This window comes from Edaphobacter sp. FHG110511_03 (assembly GCF_059115365.1).
Window position 1 is genome coordinate 1275204 of record NZ_JBZYWL010000001.1, and the last position, 14349, is coordinate 1289552.

The 14349-nt window shown below is 60.2% G+C and carries 13 protein-coding genes; 5 read left to right on the top strand and 8 right to left on the bottom strand.

Features of this window, described 5'->3' with window-relative positions:
• Nucleotides 1–690: 690 nt before the first annotated feature.
• Nucleotides 691–1380, top strand: coding sequence for a MarC family protein (locus tag AC5S26_RS05195; RefSeq protein WP_494183785.1), 690 nt, complete (start codon nucleotides 691–693; stop codon nucleotides 1378–1380).
• A gap of 227 nt (nucleotides 1381–1607) precedes the next feature.
• On the opposite strand, the gene AC5S26_RS05200 is transcribed toward AC5S26_RS05195, so the two are convergent.
• The 3 genes from AC5S26_RS05200 to AC5S26_RS05210 form a co-directional block, all read right to left on the bottom strand.
• Entirely contained in the window at nucleotides 1608–2549 is a 942-nt protein-coding gene (locus tag AC5S26_RS05200) for an NADP-dependent oxidoreductase (protein ID WP_494183786.1), read from the bottom strand.
• A 34-nt stretch (nucleotides 2550–2583) separates the two neighbouring features.
• Nucleotides 2584–2775 carry a YqaE/Pmp3 family membrane protein gene (locus AC5S26_RS05205; RefSeq protein ID WP_494183787.1) on the bottom strand — a complete coding sequence of 64 codons (192 nt, stop codon included), beginning with the start codon at nucleotides 2773–2775 and terminating at the stop codon, nucleotides 2584–2586.
• Between the two features lie 120 nt (nucleotides 2776–2895).
• A complete protein-coding gene (locus tag AC5S26_RS05210; RefSeq protein ID WP_494183788.1) occupies nucleotides 2896–3588 on the bottom strand; it encodes a hypothetical protein in 693 nt (230 codons plus the stop codon).
• A gap of 401 nt (nucleotides 3589–3989) precedes the next feature.
• Here AC5S26_RS05210 and AC5S26_RS05215 point away from each other — a divergent pair, with 401 nt between their 5' ends.
• A complete protein-coding gene (locus tag AC5S26_RS05215) occupies nucleotides 3990–4514 on the top strand; it encodes a bactofilin family protein (RefSeq protein WP_494183789.1) in 525 nt (174 codons plus the stop codon).
• A gap of 162 nt (nucleotides 4515–4676) precedes the next feature.
• Here the strand turns inward: AC5S26_RS05215 and AC5S26_RS05220 are convergent, their stop codons facing one another.
• Together AC5S26_RS05220 and AC5S26_RS05225 are read right to left on the bottom strand one after the other, a co-directional pair.
• Nucleotides 4677–5162, bottom strand: coding sequence for a DUF2752 domain-containing protein (locus tag AC5S26_RS05220; RefSeq protein ID WP_494183790.1), 486 nt, complete (start codon nucleotides 5160–5162; stop codon nucleotides 4677–4679).
• A gap of 2 nt (nucleotides 5163–5164) precedes the next feature.
• On the bottom strand, nucleotides 5165–5917 hold the full coding sequence (locus AC5S26_RS05225) for a DUF4339 domain-containing protein (RefSeq protein WP_494183791.1): 753 nt from the start codon (nucleotides 5915–5917) through the stop codon (nucleotides 5165–5167).
• A 176-nt stretch (nucleotides 5918–6093) separates the two neighbouring features.
• Between AC5S26_RS05225 and AC5S26_RS05230 the strand changes: the two genes are divergently transcribed.
• Nucleotides 6094–8289: a glycosyl hydrolase gene (locus AC5S26_RS05230; RefSeq protein ID WP_494183792.1), complete on the top strand. Its 2196-nt coding sequence runs from the start codon at nucleotides 6094–6096 to the stop codon at nucleotides 8287–8289.
• A gap of 212 nt (nucleotides 8290–8501) precedes the next feature.
• Nucleotides 8502–8942 carry an ester cyclase gene (locus tag AC5S26_RS05235; protein ID WP_494183793.1) on the top strand — a complete coding sequence of 147 codons (441 nt, stop codon included), beginning with the start codon at nucleotides 8502–8504 and terminating at the stop codon, nucleotides 8940–8942.
• Nucleotides 8943–8981: 39 nt separating this feature from the next.
• Here AC5S26_RS05235 and AC5S26_RS05240 read toward each other — a convergent pair whose 3' ends face one another.
• The gene (locus tag AC5S26_RS05240) at nucleotides 8982–10712 is read right to left on the bottom strand and encodes a rhamnogalacturonidase (RefSeq protein WP_494183794.1); all 1731 of its coding nucleotides are present in this window, start codon (nucleotides 10710–10712) and stop codon (nucleotides 8982–8984) included.
• 137 nt (nucleotides 10713–10849) lie between these two features.
• Between AC5S26_RS05240 and AC5S26_RS05245 the strand changes: the two genes are divergently transcribed.
• Nucleotides 10850–11254, top strand: coding sequence for a response regulator (locus AC5S26_RS05245; protein ID WP_494183795.1), 405 nt, complete (start codon nucleotides 10850–10852; stop codon nucleotides 11252–11254).
• 72 nt (nucleotides 11255–11326) lie between these two features.
• Here AC5S26_RS05245 and AC5S26_RS05250 read toward each other — a convergent pair whose 3' ends face one another.
• Both AC5S26_RS05250 and AC5S26_RS05255 read right to left on the bottom strand, forming a co-directional pair.
• A complete protein-coding gene (locus tag AC5S26_RS05250) occupies nucleotides 11327–11884 on the bottom strand; it encodes a DUF2059 domain-containing protein (protein WP_494183796.1) in 558 nt (185 codons plus the stop codon).
• Entirely contained in the window at nucleotides 11881–14316 is a 2436-nt protein-coding gene (locus AC5S26_RS05255; RefSeq protein WP_494183797.1) for an OPT family oligopeptide transporter, read from the bottom strand. Before AC5S26_RS05255 ends, AC5S26_RS05250 begins: the two co-directional genes overlap by 4 nt.
• Between the last annotated feature and the right edge of the window lie 33 nt (nucleotides 14317–14349).

The following is a 14349-nucleotide window of genomic DNA, read 5'->3' on the forward strand; positions in this document are numbered from 1 at the left end:
GTCAGCGGGTAGGACTACATAATCTGTGCAAACACGAACCCCATAATCGCACTGCTTGTCTACTCCAAAGATGCATTCGTAAGAAGTCTCCATAGAGCTATAGCCCTCGTTGAAAACTTCTCCATATCGGATCCTGCCGTACGCTGCGTTCGCGGCCGACTTGGGGGCGATTGGCTCTTTTACGGTACGCAGGAACACAACATATTCCCATCCAAGTCGCGTGCCCACGAATCGCCCAAAGAAAATGGTTTGACCTGCAACGGCACCTTTGAACCCCTGAAGTACCTCTGCCCTATAGATGGGTTTCTCATAGGCTTCGGTATCGCCTGCGACAACCTTCACCAAAGCGACTATGTCCGCTTGCCTCCCGTAGCTTTCCAGTGTTGCGCGCCCCGGCTCCGTTATCGTCACGGCCGTGCCTTGTATTGCCTGCCCCTGGCAGGTCGAGGCGATCAAGACTAGAAGTCCGAGCGTTCTTCGTATCATCCGTTACCCCTTGCGCTTTACTTCAAGGTCAGTTGGGTCCCCAGATTACCGGATTTTCATACCACCACCAGGATCAGGCTCACGGAAAACGGGGTTTTGGTTGCCCTGGTGTTCAAACGGGTCCACCGCGTTGTCGAGAGCGTCGGGTTTGGGAGGATGTTGCGGTATTGTTGCAGAGGGCCATCGAGCGCATGGGGAGGGTTTGTGGGCATTTTGTGGACGCACTTTGCGATTGGCTTCAGCGCGCTGCTGCCGCTGGTGAATCCGCTGGGTTCTGCGCTGGTGTTCCTGGGGCTGGTGGGGATTCAGCCGGCGGCGGTGTACAAGTCGCTGGCGCGACAGATTGCCATCAATATGGTGTTGTTCCTTGCCGTGATTGAGTTGATTGGCTCATACCTGTTGAGCTTCTTTGGGATCTCCATGCCGATTGTGCAGCTTGCGGGGGGCGTCGTCGTGGCGGCGATCGGCTGGGGCGTGCTGAACCAGAGCGATGTTGAAAGCAGCTCGAAGAATGCGGATGCCCGGGCGGGCGCGCAGTCGGTGACCAGGGACAACTTCGAATCGAAGGCGTTTTATCCGCTGATGTTTCCGGTGACGGCGGGACCGGGATGTCTTGTGGTGATGCTGACGCTGAGTGCGCACACGATGGAGAGTCTCAATCTGACGGAGAGGGTGCTGGCTCGCGTTGGATTGCTACTGGCAGTGGTGCTGCTGAGTGCGTTGGTGTACGTGTGCTATGCCTATGCGCCGCAGATTACGCGGGCGATCTCGCCTTCGACGGTGCATGGGATCCTTCGAGTCATCGCGTTCATCCTGCTGTGCATCGGGGTACAGATTGCATGGAATGGGCTGGAGGCGCTGATCCAGCCGCTGATCGCGAGCCATGGGTCGTAGAGCCGGAAACGTTCTTCGACGCGGTTAACTTCCGCCTCGGGAGTAAGCGGGAGAGAGGGTTCGCACTTCGCGCGAATGCCAACCTTACCCGCGATAAAGCCGCGGCGAAGATGGGCACCCGACACCCTGCACACTCCTTTTCGAAGTGGGGAAACCCGATCCATCCCCAAGTAGATTTGTACCTGTTCCGGATCGTCCTTTGGCAATGCATGGGGGGCGTGCGGGGTTCAGACGGTGGGTGGGTTGACGGCGACGACAAGCTTGCCGTTTCCCTTGCGGTTGGGGACGCTGCCGGTGTAGGCGTCGGTGGCTTGTGCGAAGCCGACGATGGCATCGACGAAGGTGCGGAGCTTGCCGGTGTCGATGAGGGCGGCGACTTCCATGAGCTGGCGCTGGTGGGGCTTGACGATGAAGAAGGAGTGCATGATGCGGGGGTCTTCCGAGGACTCTTTATCGGAGGCGATGGTGACGGCGAAGCGGCCGGGCTTGACGAGGGGCAGCGAGCGCAGGAGGGTGTCGCCTCCTACGGCGTCGAAGACGATGTCAACCGGTTCGGTGACGACGTCCTCAAAGCGGGTGGTGTGATAGTCGATGATTTCGTCGGCTCCGAGCTGGCGTACGAAAGGGAAGTTGGCGGAAGAGGCGGTGGCGATGACATGGGCACCGTGAAGATGGGCGATCTGAACGGCGAAGTGGCCGACGGCTCCCGCGGCCCCGTGGATGAGGACACGGTCGCCGGGATGCAGGTGGCCATGCTCGAAGAGGCCTTGCCAGGCGGTAAGGGCGCCGATGGGGACAGATGCGGCCTGAATGGGGGTAAGGGTGAGCGGGGCCGGTGCGATGGAGGTTGTCTGGGCGAGGCAGAACTCGGCGAGGGCACCCTGACTGAACCAGTCGTTCATGCCGAAGACGGATTGTCCGAGAGCGAAGTCGCGGACGTCGGAGCCGACCGCAGCGATGGTTCCGGCGAACTCATGCGAGGGGACGGCGCCGGTGCGGGATGCCCCGGATTGATCGTGGGTGGTGGGATACCAGGAGAGTTCTGTGGGAGTGACGCCAGCGGCAGAGATGCGGATGAGAACCTCACCGGAGCCTGGCTGAGGCTCGGGAAGGGTGGCTTCGACCAACTTTGGGGACTTTCCGGAGTCCGCAAGGCACATAACCTTCATGAATACCTCCAGCGCCTGCCGTGAGGCAGGGCGATTAGCCGCGATGAAGAGCGTGACGGATCTTTTGATCGGTCTTGTATTGGCTGAGAGCGTAGACGGCCCAGATTGTGGCAGGAACCCAACCGATGAGCGTGATTTGGAGAACGAGACAGAGCACACCGGCAATTGGGCGCCCGATGGTGAAGAAGGTAAGCCAGGGAAGCAGGAACGCGATGATAAGTCTCACGGCAGACCCTTTGCAGCAGATTTGCTTCTTTGTAACAGATGTTGAACAGGGCGGGAAGGACGCAAGCAGTCTTTAGCGGACGGAGATGGATTATCGCGTTTTGATTCTCAATCCACGGCTTCAGTTGCCATCGTCGTTGTCGCCTTCTTCGAGGATGGAGGAGGTTCCGACAACGTCGTAGGTGGCGGCCTCGCCGCCGGTGGGCTGTATGGTTACGCGGAGCGGCAGACGCTCCCATTGGGCGGGCCGGCAGACCGGGATGAAGTGATTGGGCTGTGGCCATCTCCCGAGGAGCTTCTGGACGACAGGTCGACGGGCTCCAAGCTGGGCGACTATGACGTAGAGGCTGGCTCCTTTCGCTGTGGTGGCAGTGCCGCAGTAGGCGGCGTAGTCGCGAAACCAGACTGCGTCGGAGACGAGGGGGTCGAAGTCGGGGAGATGGAGCGCGGTGATGTGGCCAGTGACGCGATCGACGGTAATCCAGGGACCGGGCTGCCAGATCCAACGCGGGGCGGGGTCATCAGGCAGGGCGTCGTTGATCCGCAGGGCCCGGCGTATGGCAAAGGTGCGATCGGTGATCGGGTGGGAGTCTCCGGTCGTCCAGTCTTTCTGGCGGTCGTCGATGATGAGAGGGCGGACCCTGATGGTGGAGGTTTCGTCGATCTTCGCTTCCGGCGTGGAGTCCGGCTGGGTATAGGAGACGCGGCGGGCTGCACCGAGGGCGACAGTGTGGATTTTTGGGGTAGCGGCGGCAGAGCCGGTGCGGGGCAGCAGAGTGAGGCTCAGGAAGAGGACAGCGGCGCAGGATCTCACTTCGGGAATGTGCTCGGAAAAGGTAGACGGCCAGTTCGTGGGACTGCTGTGAGAACTGGCCGTAGTGGAAAGAGGGCTCGCGGAGATTCCCGCGCGCCGAAGGAAGAAAGAATGGTGTCATGCTACTGGAGGCTGTGGATTTCGAAGCAGAGAACTTTCTGACACTTTTGTGGAGTGGAATAAAAGGGGTTATACGTGGAAGAAAGTTCATTGAGGGGGGAAAGAGCTCCCCGGTTGTGTTGAAGAAGATTAAAAAACTGTGGAATACCTTGTGAATGTCGCTCAATTCGTGATGGTGAGCGGAGTAGTATCGTGAAAACAGAGCGTGTGCCTGTGCGTGTGCGCCGAGTGGAGCCCGCAGAGGGGCCATCTCCAGCAGTGAGGAAAGGATACGAACAGATATGTGGAAACCGAATCAGCCGGGAAGCAATAGCCCCTCAACTCCAGAACCGTCGCGGCCGACTCCCCCGGCGCCGAGCTATGAGGCTCCGCGAGCGGCGGCTGCTTCTTCCGGCGCAAGCACTACCGCTGCCCCGGGAACGGGCGAGCAGGCGACGATTGGCAAATCGCTGGTAGTCAAGGGTGAAGTGACCGGTTCAGAGTCGCTTTACATCGACGGCAAGGTCGAGGGCGCAATCAACCTGCCGGGCAATCGCGTCACAGTGGGCCGTAACGGCCAGGTCGCGGCGAACATCGTCGCCCGCGAGGTCGTGGTGCTGGGCAAGGTGCGCGGAAACTGCCAGGCGAGCGATCGCGTGGACATTCGCAGCGAAGGTTCGCTGACCGGCGATGTGATTGCGGCACGCATCTCGATTGAGGATGGCGCCTTCTTCAAGGGCGGCATTGACATCCGCAAGCCCGGTGGAACCGACCTGAAGGGTGGACCCGCTCAACCGGCCACTACTTCGGAGCCCGTCGCGGTTTAGACCTACCAGACTCTCAAAGAGTTGCGGGAGCGGTTCCGGCGAAGATGCCGGAACCGTTTTTGTTTTGGGCTGCTCTCAGGAGAGGTTTGCGGGTTATTGGGAGAGGCCTACGGATTCCCCATTCGATTCTGTTCAGGACAGGCTTTCGCCTGCGGCTCAGAATTAGAAATTGCGGACGATGGTGAAGATGGTAGCGATGACGAGGAGGGTGTAGAGCGCCTCTGGCGGGAGATGGAGCGGGTCGTGTCTTTTTTGGGGGGAGAGGATCCTGTAGAGTTCCCACAGGAGAGCGGCAGGCAGCAGGAGTGTCGTGAGTGGGTTGAAGTGCATCGCTTCTGCGATGCGGCCGTTCAGAAGAGCGGCGAGGGCGCGGGTAGTTCCGCAGCCGGGGCAGAGGATGCCGAAGTAGTGGTGGATGGGGCACTGCGGGTAGAAGCTGTATTGCGTGGGCGGGAAGCGCAGCAGCATTGCAGCTGCAGCGAGGATGGCTAGAGTTGTGGCGAGAAGTGTTCGTCGCTGCGATCGTGTTGTGGCGGCACGGCCCACCTTGGGCGCGATGAAGCTGCGCCGAAGATGGGGCACCCGGTTTTGTTCCGCTATAAACGCGTCGTGAGGATGGGGCGCGCGATCCTGTGCGGGGAGGAACATGGTCAGAGTCCGCTGCGATAACGGAGAGCCTGTTTGATGGCGTTGATGCGGTTGAAGTGGTACTGGAAGTAGAGGCCGCCGAAGAAGAAGGTCATGATGGGGCCGAGCTGGAGACCCACGGGGTCGGCGCCGTTGAAGTAACGCTCGAGAGAATCGCGCATAGAGAAGCGATAAAGGATAACCAGGACGAAGACCGCGATGCTGACAAGGATCGAAAGCGGGGAGATGTGCCGATGGCCGGTATGCATGGCGAAGATGCCCGCGCGCATGGAGAGGCCACCCTTGAGGAACGAGAGCACGGCGTAGGCGATGAAGTAAGGGAAGGCCCGGGTCTGCGGTTCGATGCGCTTCATCCAGAGGACCTGGACGAAGTCCCAAATGACGGCGAAGAGTCCGCAGGTGGCGATGGCGAGGATGAGGACGAGCGCCCAGTGGAGATTCGGCGGATCGGGATAGGGAGAGACAGCGTAGGCTGGCTGTCCATAGGGCGCAGCGGGTGGGACGTAAGCTGGGGGGATGGGAGCAGCGGCGGCGGCATACGCGCCTTGTGGCCCGACTGCAGGTGGGGTAGCGCCTGCGGCTGGATTGGCGCCCGCGGCTGGATTTAGGATCTGCGCCACCGGAAGCCAGTCGGTCATCTCGTCGGATTTAGCGAGATCGGTGAGGAGAACGTTGCCGGTGGCGACGTAGCGCTGCAGGTCTTCGAGGGTATAAGGGCCGTAGGTCTGTCCTGCGCGAGAGATGAGATAGGGCATGAGGGCTCCTGGTGTCTGCAAGAGAGATGAAAACACGCGCAGGCCATGAGCACAAATCATTTCGTTTCACTGCGAACGCCGGAGGATGCCCGAGGGAATATCGAGGCGAGTCCAAGGTGAAACTATTTCAAGGGATGATCTGTATAAAAGGGCAGGTTTACAGACCGGGAGATAGCGTGTTCAAAAAGCTGGGAATCCTTCTTGCAGCATCGGCGTTAGTGCAGTGCGAGGCGCAACAGGCGTGGCAGAGCATTCAGATGCCGGCAGCAGCTGCGGTCGCGAAACGATGGGTGAATCCTCCGTCCGAGTACGGTCCTGAGCCTTATTACGGATTGAATGGCGCAGTGAATGAAGAGGTGATTCGCCGCGACCTGGATACGATGCAACGGCTTGGGTACCGAGCCGTCACGGTTCAATATGGGCGTGGCGCGCCTTTTGCTTACCTGTCTCCAGAGTACTTCCGATTTTTTCGCAGCTTTGTGGACGAGGCGAAGAAGCGCGACATGCGCGTGTGGATTGTGGATGACGCCGGTTATCCCAGCGGGTTCGCGGGCGGCAGGTTCACGGCGGAGAAGCCTGAACTGCGGATGCAGGCGCTGGTCGCGGCAGAGACGATTCCTGTAAATGGCGGCGAAGCAGTGACGCGTACCCTGAAGCCGGAGACGGTCGCGGTAACGGCGAGGAACGCTGACGGAAGCAGGACGGAAGAGATTCCATTCTCGAATGGAGTGATGAAGTGGACGGCTCCGGCGGGGAACTGGACGGTGACGGTTGTAGAGCACCGGTTCAGCACGTCGCCGACGAGGAGCGACACGAATCCGAAGAACGTGAAGGACGGCTCGCAGTCGCTGGAGGATTACCTGGACCCGGCGGCGACCGCACAGTATCTTACGTTCACGCACGAGCAGTACAAGAAAGTTGTCGGGGATGAGTTCGGCAAAACCATCCTGGGGTTTCGCGGAGACGAGCCCGACTATTCGATTCGCGGACTGCCGTGGACGCCGAAGTTCTTCGATCGCTTTACAGCGGTGAAGGGCTACGATGTGCGGCCTTATCTTGCCTCGTTTTTTGGAAAGCCTGCGGAGATGACGGAGAGGCAACGGCGGGCGAAGGCAGACTATTCCGATGTGTTCTCGCAGATGTTCCGCGATGGCTTCTTCAAGCCGCAGGGAGACTGGTGCGCCGCGAATCATCTGGAGTACCAGGTCCACCTGAATCACGAAGAGATGGAGATGCAGCTGGTCCACAGCGAGGGAGAGTTTTTTCGCGATATGCGCTATGTGCAGGTTCCGGGGATCGATTCGATCTGGCACCAGATCTGGAAGGACACGATCTCGGATTTTCCGCGGCTGGCGGCTTCAGTGTCGCATGTGTACGGCAAGCCGCGGGCGTTTACGGAGAGCTTCGCGGCCTACAGGCCGGAGCCCGACGTCGATATGGCTCTCTACATCCTGAACGAGCAGTTCGTGCGGGGCGTGAACCTGGTGGAGACGATGTACTTTCCTGCGACGACGGGGGGACGCGGAGGCTCGCCTTACATGAAAGAAGCGGGCTACCCGGCACTGCTGGAGTATGTGCGACGGATGAGTTATCTACTGTCGATGGGAAGGCCCGCGGCCTCGGTGGCGCTGTATCTGCCCTCGAGTGCGATGTGGATGGGGGATGAGGCAGCAGATACGGCGTTTGTCTCGACCGAGCGATTGCTTTCAGAACGGCAGGTCGACTTCGATATCGTGAGTGAGGATGCTCTGTCCAAAGATTTGAAAGCAGCGAAGGGCGTCTTTGAGACGATGAGCGGGAATCGATACGAAACGGTGATTCTTCCGGGTGAGGCTGTGATCTCGCAGGCTGCGCTCGATCGTCTGCGTGAGTTTGCCGGGGGCGGTGGTGCGGTGTTGTTTCTGGGGCATGTGCCGACGATGATCTCGGGAAAGACATATCTCGATGCGAGGGAAGCTTCCGCGAAGGACTTTGCATGGGCGAAGGTGGTAACCGATGCTCAACTCGCGGAGACACCGACGCCTCCGGCACAACCACCTGCTGAGGCTCCTTCACCGCAGATTGTTCCTCGCTCGATCGAGGACGCGCTGCACGGTGTTGTGAAGCATGGTGACATGGAGTTGGAGAGTCCCGACACGTCGCTCCGCGTGATGAAGCGGAGGCTGAAGGATGCGGATGTATACGTGCTGTTCAACGAAGGTCCGCACGCGCTGTCGCAAAGGGTTCTGTTGCGCAGCAGCGGCCAGCGCGTTGAAGGATGGGATGCACAGATCGGGAAGGTTGGTGAGGTGCGCTCGTCTGGGAAGAGCGGCGGCAGGTCGATCCAGCTTCAACTGAGCGCCTATGAGTCTCGTGTGCTTGTGGTGCGGTAAGACCGTCAGACAGGGCGCAAGGAAGGGATGGATGAGAGGGGCGAGTCCTTGATTCCAGCTCCATAGTTCGTCGGCTTCTCTTGACTGCAGTTCAGATAGAAGCCTTGCGTCGAGAGGGCGGTTTTACGCTGCGGGGAGAGTGAATCCTTACGCTATGTGGGTCATTCTAAAATCATCCCTACCTCTGATGGAACGGGGATGAGGTGAGAGAGATGAACTCTGTCAAGATCGTGGAAGATTTCTGGGAGGCTGTCTGGAGTGCACGTGATCCAGAGGCAGTTCAAAAATTCGTGGTGGATGATTTCGTGATTACAACGGGCGGCGTCGATATCGTAGGCAAGGAGAACTTTATCGCCTGGGTAGGACAGTTTCTTGCAAAGATCACGGACTTCCGCTTTGAAGTGATTGAGACCTTTCAGAACGCAGATGGCAGCCGCGTGGCGTCGCGGTGGAGGGTTTCAGGCAAGAACAATGGATTAATTGCTACTGAGCCAAATCAGAAGCCGATTTCATTTACCGGAACTGCGGTGTGGGCGATCCGGGAGGATGGAAAGCTTCTACACAACTGGGTGGAGCGGGGCTCGTCTGTAGCAGTTGAACAAAGACCAGGCGATGAGCGCGAAGCCGGGCATTCCGATCGTTCGCAACGATGAGATCGTCGCGAACGATGGAGCCCGCATGGTTTTTGTGTTTTAAAGGCTCTGGTTGTCGGCGGTTTCGAGTTGCGTGTCTTTGGCCGCGCGACTGATCGCGACGCGAAGATCGGTGACCTTGTTGAGCGCGAAGGCCGCGGGGCTGGTGGGTGCGGTGACGGCGATGAAGTCGGCGCGGTTGACATCTTCGAGGTAGAAGCTGGGGCGCTGGTCGGCCTGTGCGGGCGCAACCTCGACGTGGCTCATCTCGATGTTTTTGACGTGGCGGAGGAAGAAGCCCTGCGATGGAGTCTCAGGGCCGAACATGCCGGGGTCGGGATACTTGTCTGCGTTTTCCGGCATGACGATCTTGGCTGCTTCGGCGGTGCCTCCGCCCTGGTGCTGGATGAAGATGTTGGAGAGTTTGACGTCCTTGATGGGATATTCGGGGATTCCGCTGAGGATGGAGGATATGTGCGGGACGGTGTTATAGCTGACGAGGTTATCCACGACGATGCGCTGCAGCGTGCCGACCTTTGTGCTCTCCTTCGGGCCACGCAGACGTGAGCCGAGGCGGAAGAAGAGAGGGGCGTTGACGACGTCGCGCATGGTGATATTGGAGATGGCAATGTCTTCGCACAGGGCACCGTCTTCGCTCTCGAGGGCGAGTCCCATGCAGGCTTCGAAGACGCAGTTGGAGATGGTGATGTTCTTGAAGCCGCCGTTGGACTCGGTTCCGCACTTGATGCGTCCATTATGGGCGAGGCGCGGAGTATTGGCGGGGAACTTCTTGTAGGTTCCGTCGAGCATGGTTCCGAGCTCCCAGGAGCCGGCGACGTAGCAGTTGGTGATGGTCATGTTCTCGGTGGCGCGAGCATAGCCGAGAGCATAGCTGGACTTGGGGCAGATACCGTCGTCCCAGGGGGAGTTGACGAAGCAATTGGAGACGCGGACGTTGCGGCAGCAGTCGATGTCGATGCCGTCGCGATCGGTGTCGATGGTGAGATTGTCGATGGTGAGGTTGTCGACGCCGGTGAGCAGAAGGCCGAAGTGGCCGCCCTTGAGGATGGAAAAGTCGCGGAAGAGAACATTGCGGCAGTTCTTGAGCGCGATGGCCTTATTGCCGACGCCGGGCTGCTCGGCCTGGAATATGGTGTAGTTGCCGCGAGCGGGACGCGGGGGTGGAGGAGGCGATCCGGCGGGGCGCTCGGGGCCGAAGCCGGTGGTCTTGGGGGCACCGGGAGGGCGTCCGGGGCCGGCGCCGTAGCTGAGGCCTTTGCCGTAGATGAGACCCGGGCCGATGATGGAGACATCCTGGATATCGATGCCCCAGAGGAGCGAGTTCTTCCAGTGGTTGTGGCCGTAGTCCTGGTAGGCGTCCCAGGCGGTGTTGGGCTCGGCGGCATCGTAGGTTCCCCCGTTGTAACCAGTGGTCTCGCCGGGTTTGGGAGAGTCGGCGGCGAGTAGAATGCAGCCCTGCGAGAGATAGAGCGAGACATGGCTCTTCAGGCGGATGGAGAAGGAGAGCCAGGTCCCCGCTGGGAAGAAGACGGTGCCCCCACCAACGGCTGCAGCGGCCTCGATAGCCTTGTTGATGGCGGGCGAATCTACGGTCTTGCCGTCGCCGACTGCCCCGAAAGAACGAATGTCGAAGATGGCTCCGCCTGGAAAGGCTGCGGAGGCAGATCGGGGAGCGGCGTAGGCTGAAGGCACGGCGGTGGCGGCAACAGCGGCCAGCCCCATGCCGCTGAGCTTGAGGAGTTCGCGGCGGGCAGAGTTGATGGTATTCATGGCGCAGCCATGCTAGCAGAGAATTGGTAGGACCAGAAACCAGCTTCCAAATGTAAAGACAAGGAAGGCTTGCGGTAGCGGAGAATCCTTCGTCAGCCAAAGTGACATCCCATTCCGCAATCAGGGATAATTCGCGAATGATAAGGCCGTGTTTTCTGGTGATCGACCGGGAGTTTCCGGGGAGTATCTCAACCCGAAAGCTGGTGCTTGAGACAGCGAAGTTCAATGTAATTACAGCCTACAGCGGACCCGAGGCGCTCGAAATCTTTCGGCGTTTTCCCGCGCTGGATGGAATCGTGATGGATGGAGAGATGGACGATATCTCCGCGGAGGATCTGGCTCAAAACTTTAAGGCGGCGAATCCGGATATTCCTGTGATCGTGATCTGCGCACCCGGTGGGGCGTATTGTCCAAGCGCGGATAAGCGGGTGGAGTCCTTTCAGCCTGCCAAACTGCTGGAGATTCTGCGGAGTCTTAAGCCGCGAGAATCGGAGCAGATCGAAAAGCATGACGAGGAGCTCAGCAAAGAAAAGCTGCGATGAGGATGCACGACGCCAGCTGAACGCAGAGGCGTGTCGCAGATCGGATCCATCATCATCAGCTTGTCGATGCAGCTAAGGTTTGGCCGCCGGGGCTGGCGCCGGTGCGGGAGTGGACGCGGGAGGCACAGGCCCAAGTTCCTTCATCTTGCGGTTGAAGTCTGCATTGGCCTGCTGGATCTGCGGCTGGACTTCGCTCATCTGCGTCTGTACGAGCTGCATGGTCCGGCTCATCAGCTGCGGAGACTTGGCGATGAGGGCCTGGCCGGCGGGCGAGCGATAGAAGGCGATGATGCCATCAAGCTCCTGATCGGTATAGGTCTCGGCATAGACCTCGACGACGGTGGGCTTGATCTTGTCCCAGGAGACTGCGCCCTGTGTGATGGATTGAATCTGGTTTATGTAATCGCCGATGAGCTTTTGCTGGGCGGGAGTGAAGGTGTGGTTGGCCGATTGCTGGGCAGCGACAGTCCTCATGCGCGTAGTCATCTGGCTCGTCATCTGGTCCATGATCTGACTCAGTTTCGTCACCTGGATCAGCTCTTCGACCTTGGCGCGCTTGGAGGCGTCGTCGGCGTGGGCGAGCGGAGCCATTGCGAAGGAGAGCAGTAGAACGAGGGAGAGATTTTTCATCGGGATACCTTATCGGGTTGATCGAGCGGCTTGCGCGCGAAGTAGTAGAGCGAGTAGGCGAGCAGGGCGAACATGAGGACGCTGACCCAATCGTGATGCAGCGGATTGTGGTCGCTGAACCGGGGGATGGTGCGATCGGTGGCGGATTCGTAGAGCTTGATGGCGACCCCGAGCAGGCCGACGATGCCGCCTGCTGCTATTAAACCAGACGCGAAGAGAGAGCCGGAGGAGATCTCGGATTCGATCTCGGGATTGCGAAGGCAGAAGGTTCTGTCAGGGAGCCCGGTGGATGTGTCTAGATGCTCGGGGTTGGCGGGATTGAAATCGGGATGCTGTGCCAGCCAGGCGTCCCGGTCGCGGCTCCAAAGTTCGAGTGAGGCCTGCAGCTCCGCCTCGGCGCCGATCTCGGAGTTCTTTTCGGCGGCGCGATCGACCATCCAGCGCATGACTCCGCCGACGAAGATGGCGAGTGTGGTGCCGATGGAGAGGTAGGCTCCCACGGCAAGAGTGAGGGAGCGGACGCCGAGCATCTCGATCATGATGACGAGAGCTACGCCAAGCAGGACGAGCGACCAGGGGAGCTTGCGGCTGAGGATTCCGTTGATGACGGTGGCCATCAGGCGGCCCTGTGGGGCGGCGGCTTTTTCACTGCCGATGCCTTGGGTCCACTGAACTTCGATCTCGCCGGTGGCGGGATTGTAGAGGTACTTGCCGTCGGCGAGTGTGGAAGAGCCGATGGCGTTGAGCAGAATGTAGCTGCGGGCGTTGGTGATCTCTTGCGCATTCTGCGAACCCACCTTAGCCGACGATGAAGCTGTCGGCGAAGATGGGGCACCCTGATCTTCGGTATGTGCGAGCGTGATGCGGTCGCGGGTGAAGTTGCCCTGGTTCTGTACTCCGTCGGGAAGCTGTGAGAGATTCAGCGTGATGGGACGCGGCATGCGCTGGAAGCTCTCGAGGCCCTTATTCATGGCGTTCAGGGTGATCCCGATGGAGAGGACCGAGACGATTACGCCGATCATGATGGCGAGCTGCTGCTTCCAGGGTGTGGCTCCAATCAGGTAACCGGTTTTGAGGTCCTGGGCGGTGTCTCCAGCGTTGGCGGCGGCGATGCAGACGATGCCTCCGATGGTGATGGCAAGGGCCCCGAAGGCGGGGGCGGTCCAGCCCTTGACGAGGAAGATGGCCGCCGTGGCCATCAGAGTGGCGATGGTCATGCCGGAGACCGGCGAAGCACTGGAGCCGACGATGCCGACGATACGCGCGGAGACGGTGACGAAGAGAAAGCCGAAGAGAACGACGAGGAAAGCGGCGGCGAGATTGGCGAAGGCCCCAACCTGCGCTCCGGGAACAGGCTTGAACTGGAGGAAGACCCAGAGCAGGGCGACGAGAAGGACCGAGCCTCCGATGACGACCGACCAGGGGAGGTCATGCTCTGTGCGCGGCGTGGAGGTGGATGCATCGCGCACTTCGCCCTTGTTTTTCCCGAGGGATTTGAAGCCTTCAGCGAGTGCGGCGAGGATGGTTGGCGCGGTGCGGAGCAGCGTGATGAGTCCGCTGCAGGCTACGGCTCCGGCTCCCATGGGGCGGACATAGGTGCGCCAGAGATCGGAAGGCGACATGTCACGGATGAGCGTAGTGCCGGGATAGAGCGGCGTGGAGAGATGCGATCCGAAGAAGTAGATGGCGGGCATCAGGACGAGCCAGGAGAAGACGCCTCCGGCGAGCATTACGGCGGCGACGCGCATGCCAATGATGTATCCGACGCCAAGATATTCGGGGGTGACGTCGGCACGGATGGCTCCGCCGCGGAGGAGATGCTGCTCACCGAGGTCGGGGGAGTAGTTGGGGGTCGAAGGGAAGAGACTGAAAAGGTTCTCGTTCTGGAAGAGGGTATAGAGGCCGCCGAGACCGAGGCCGAGGAAGACGCGGGAGGCAAAGGAGCCGCCACGCTCGCCGGCCATGAGGACGTCGGCGCAGGCGGTGCCTTCCGGGTAGGTGAGGGTGCCGTGCTCTTGGACGATGAGCTGGCGGCGCAGCGGGATCATGAAGAGGACGCCGAGCCAGCCTCCTAAGAGAGCGAGGGCGAAGATGCGGGTGGACTCGAGATCGAAGCCGAGGAAGATGAGGGCCGGGAGGGTGAAGATGACTCCGGAGGCGATCGACTGCCCTGCGTTGCCGGTGGTCTGGACGATGTTGTTCTCGAGGATCGAGGCGCGGCCAAAGGCTCGCAGGATGGAGATGGAGAGGACAGAGATGGGAATGGAGGCAGCGACCGTGAGTCCGGCTCGGAGGCCGACGTAGACGGTGACGGCTCCGAAGAGGATGCCGAAGATGGCTCCGAGGAGAAGGGCGCGTACGGTGAACTCGGGCCGCGACTCGGTGGCGGGAACGAAGGATTGGAAGACGGGCTTGGTAGTTGTGGTCGCCATGGTAAAGAGGTCTCCGCGTCACGTGGCGTTGCG

Excerpts from the sequence above, each read along its gene's own strand:
- AC5S26_RS05200 (WP_494183786.1), bottom strand. The coding sequence starts at position 2,549 with ATGAAGGTTATGTGCCTTGCGGACTCCGGAAAGTCCCCAAAGTTGGTC.
- AC5S26_RS05215 (WP_494183789.1), top strand. The coding sequence starts at position 3,990 with ATGTGGAAACCGAATCAGCCGGGAAGCAATAGCCCCTCAACTCCAGAA.
- AC5S26_RS05220 (WP_494183790.1), bottom strand. The coding sequence starts at position 5,162 with ATGTTCCTCCCCGCACAGGATCGCGCGCCCCATCCTCACGACGCGTTT.
- AC5S26_RS05225 (WP_494183791.1), bottom strand. The coding sequence starts at position 5,917 with ATGCCCTATCTCATCTCTCGCGCAGGACAGACCTACGGCCCTTATACC.
- AC5S26_RS05235 (WP_494183793.1), top strand. The coding sequence starts at position 8,502 with ATGAACTCTGTCAAGATCGTGGAAGATTTCTGGGAGGCTGTCTGGAGT.
- AC5S26_RS05240 (WP_494183794.1), bottom strand. The coding sequence starts at position 10,712 with ATGAATACCATCAACTCTGCCCGCCGCGAACTCCTCAAGCTCAGCGGC.
- AC5S26_RS05245 (WP_494183795.1), top strand. The coding sequence starts at position 10,850 with ATGATAAGGCCGTGTTTTCTGGTGATCGACCGGGAGTTTCCGGGGAGT.
- AC5S26_RS05250 (WP_494183796.1), bottom strand. The coding sequence starts at position 11,884 with ATGAAAAATCTCTCCCTCGTTCTACTGCTCTCCTTCGCAATGGCTCCG.
- AC5S26_RS05255 (WP_494183797.1), bottom strand. The coding sequence starts at position 14,316 with ATGGCGACCACAACTACCAAGCCCGTCTTCCAATCCTTCGTTCCCGCC.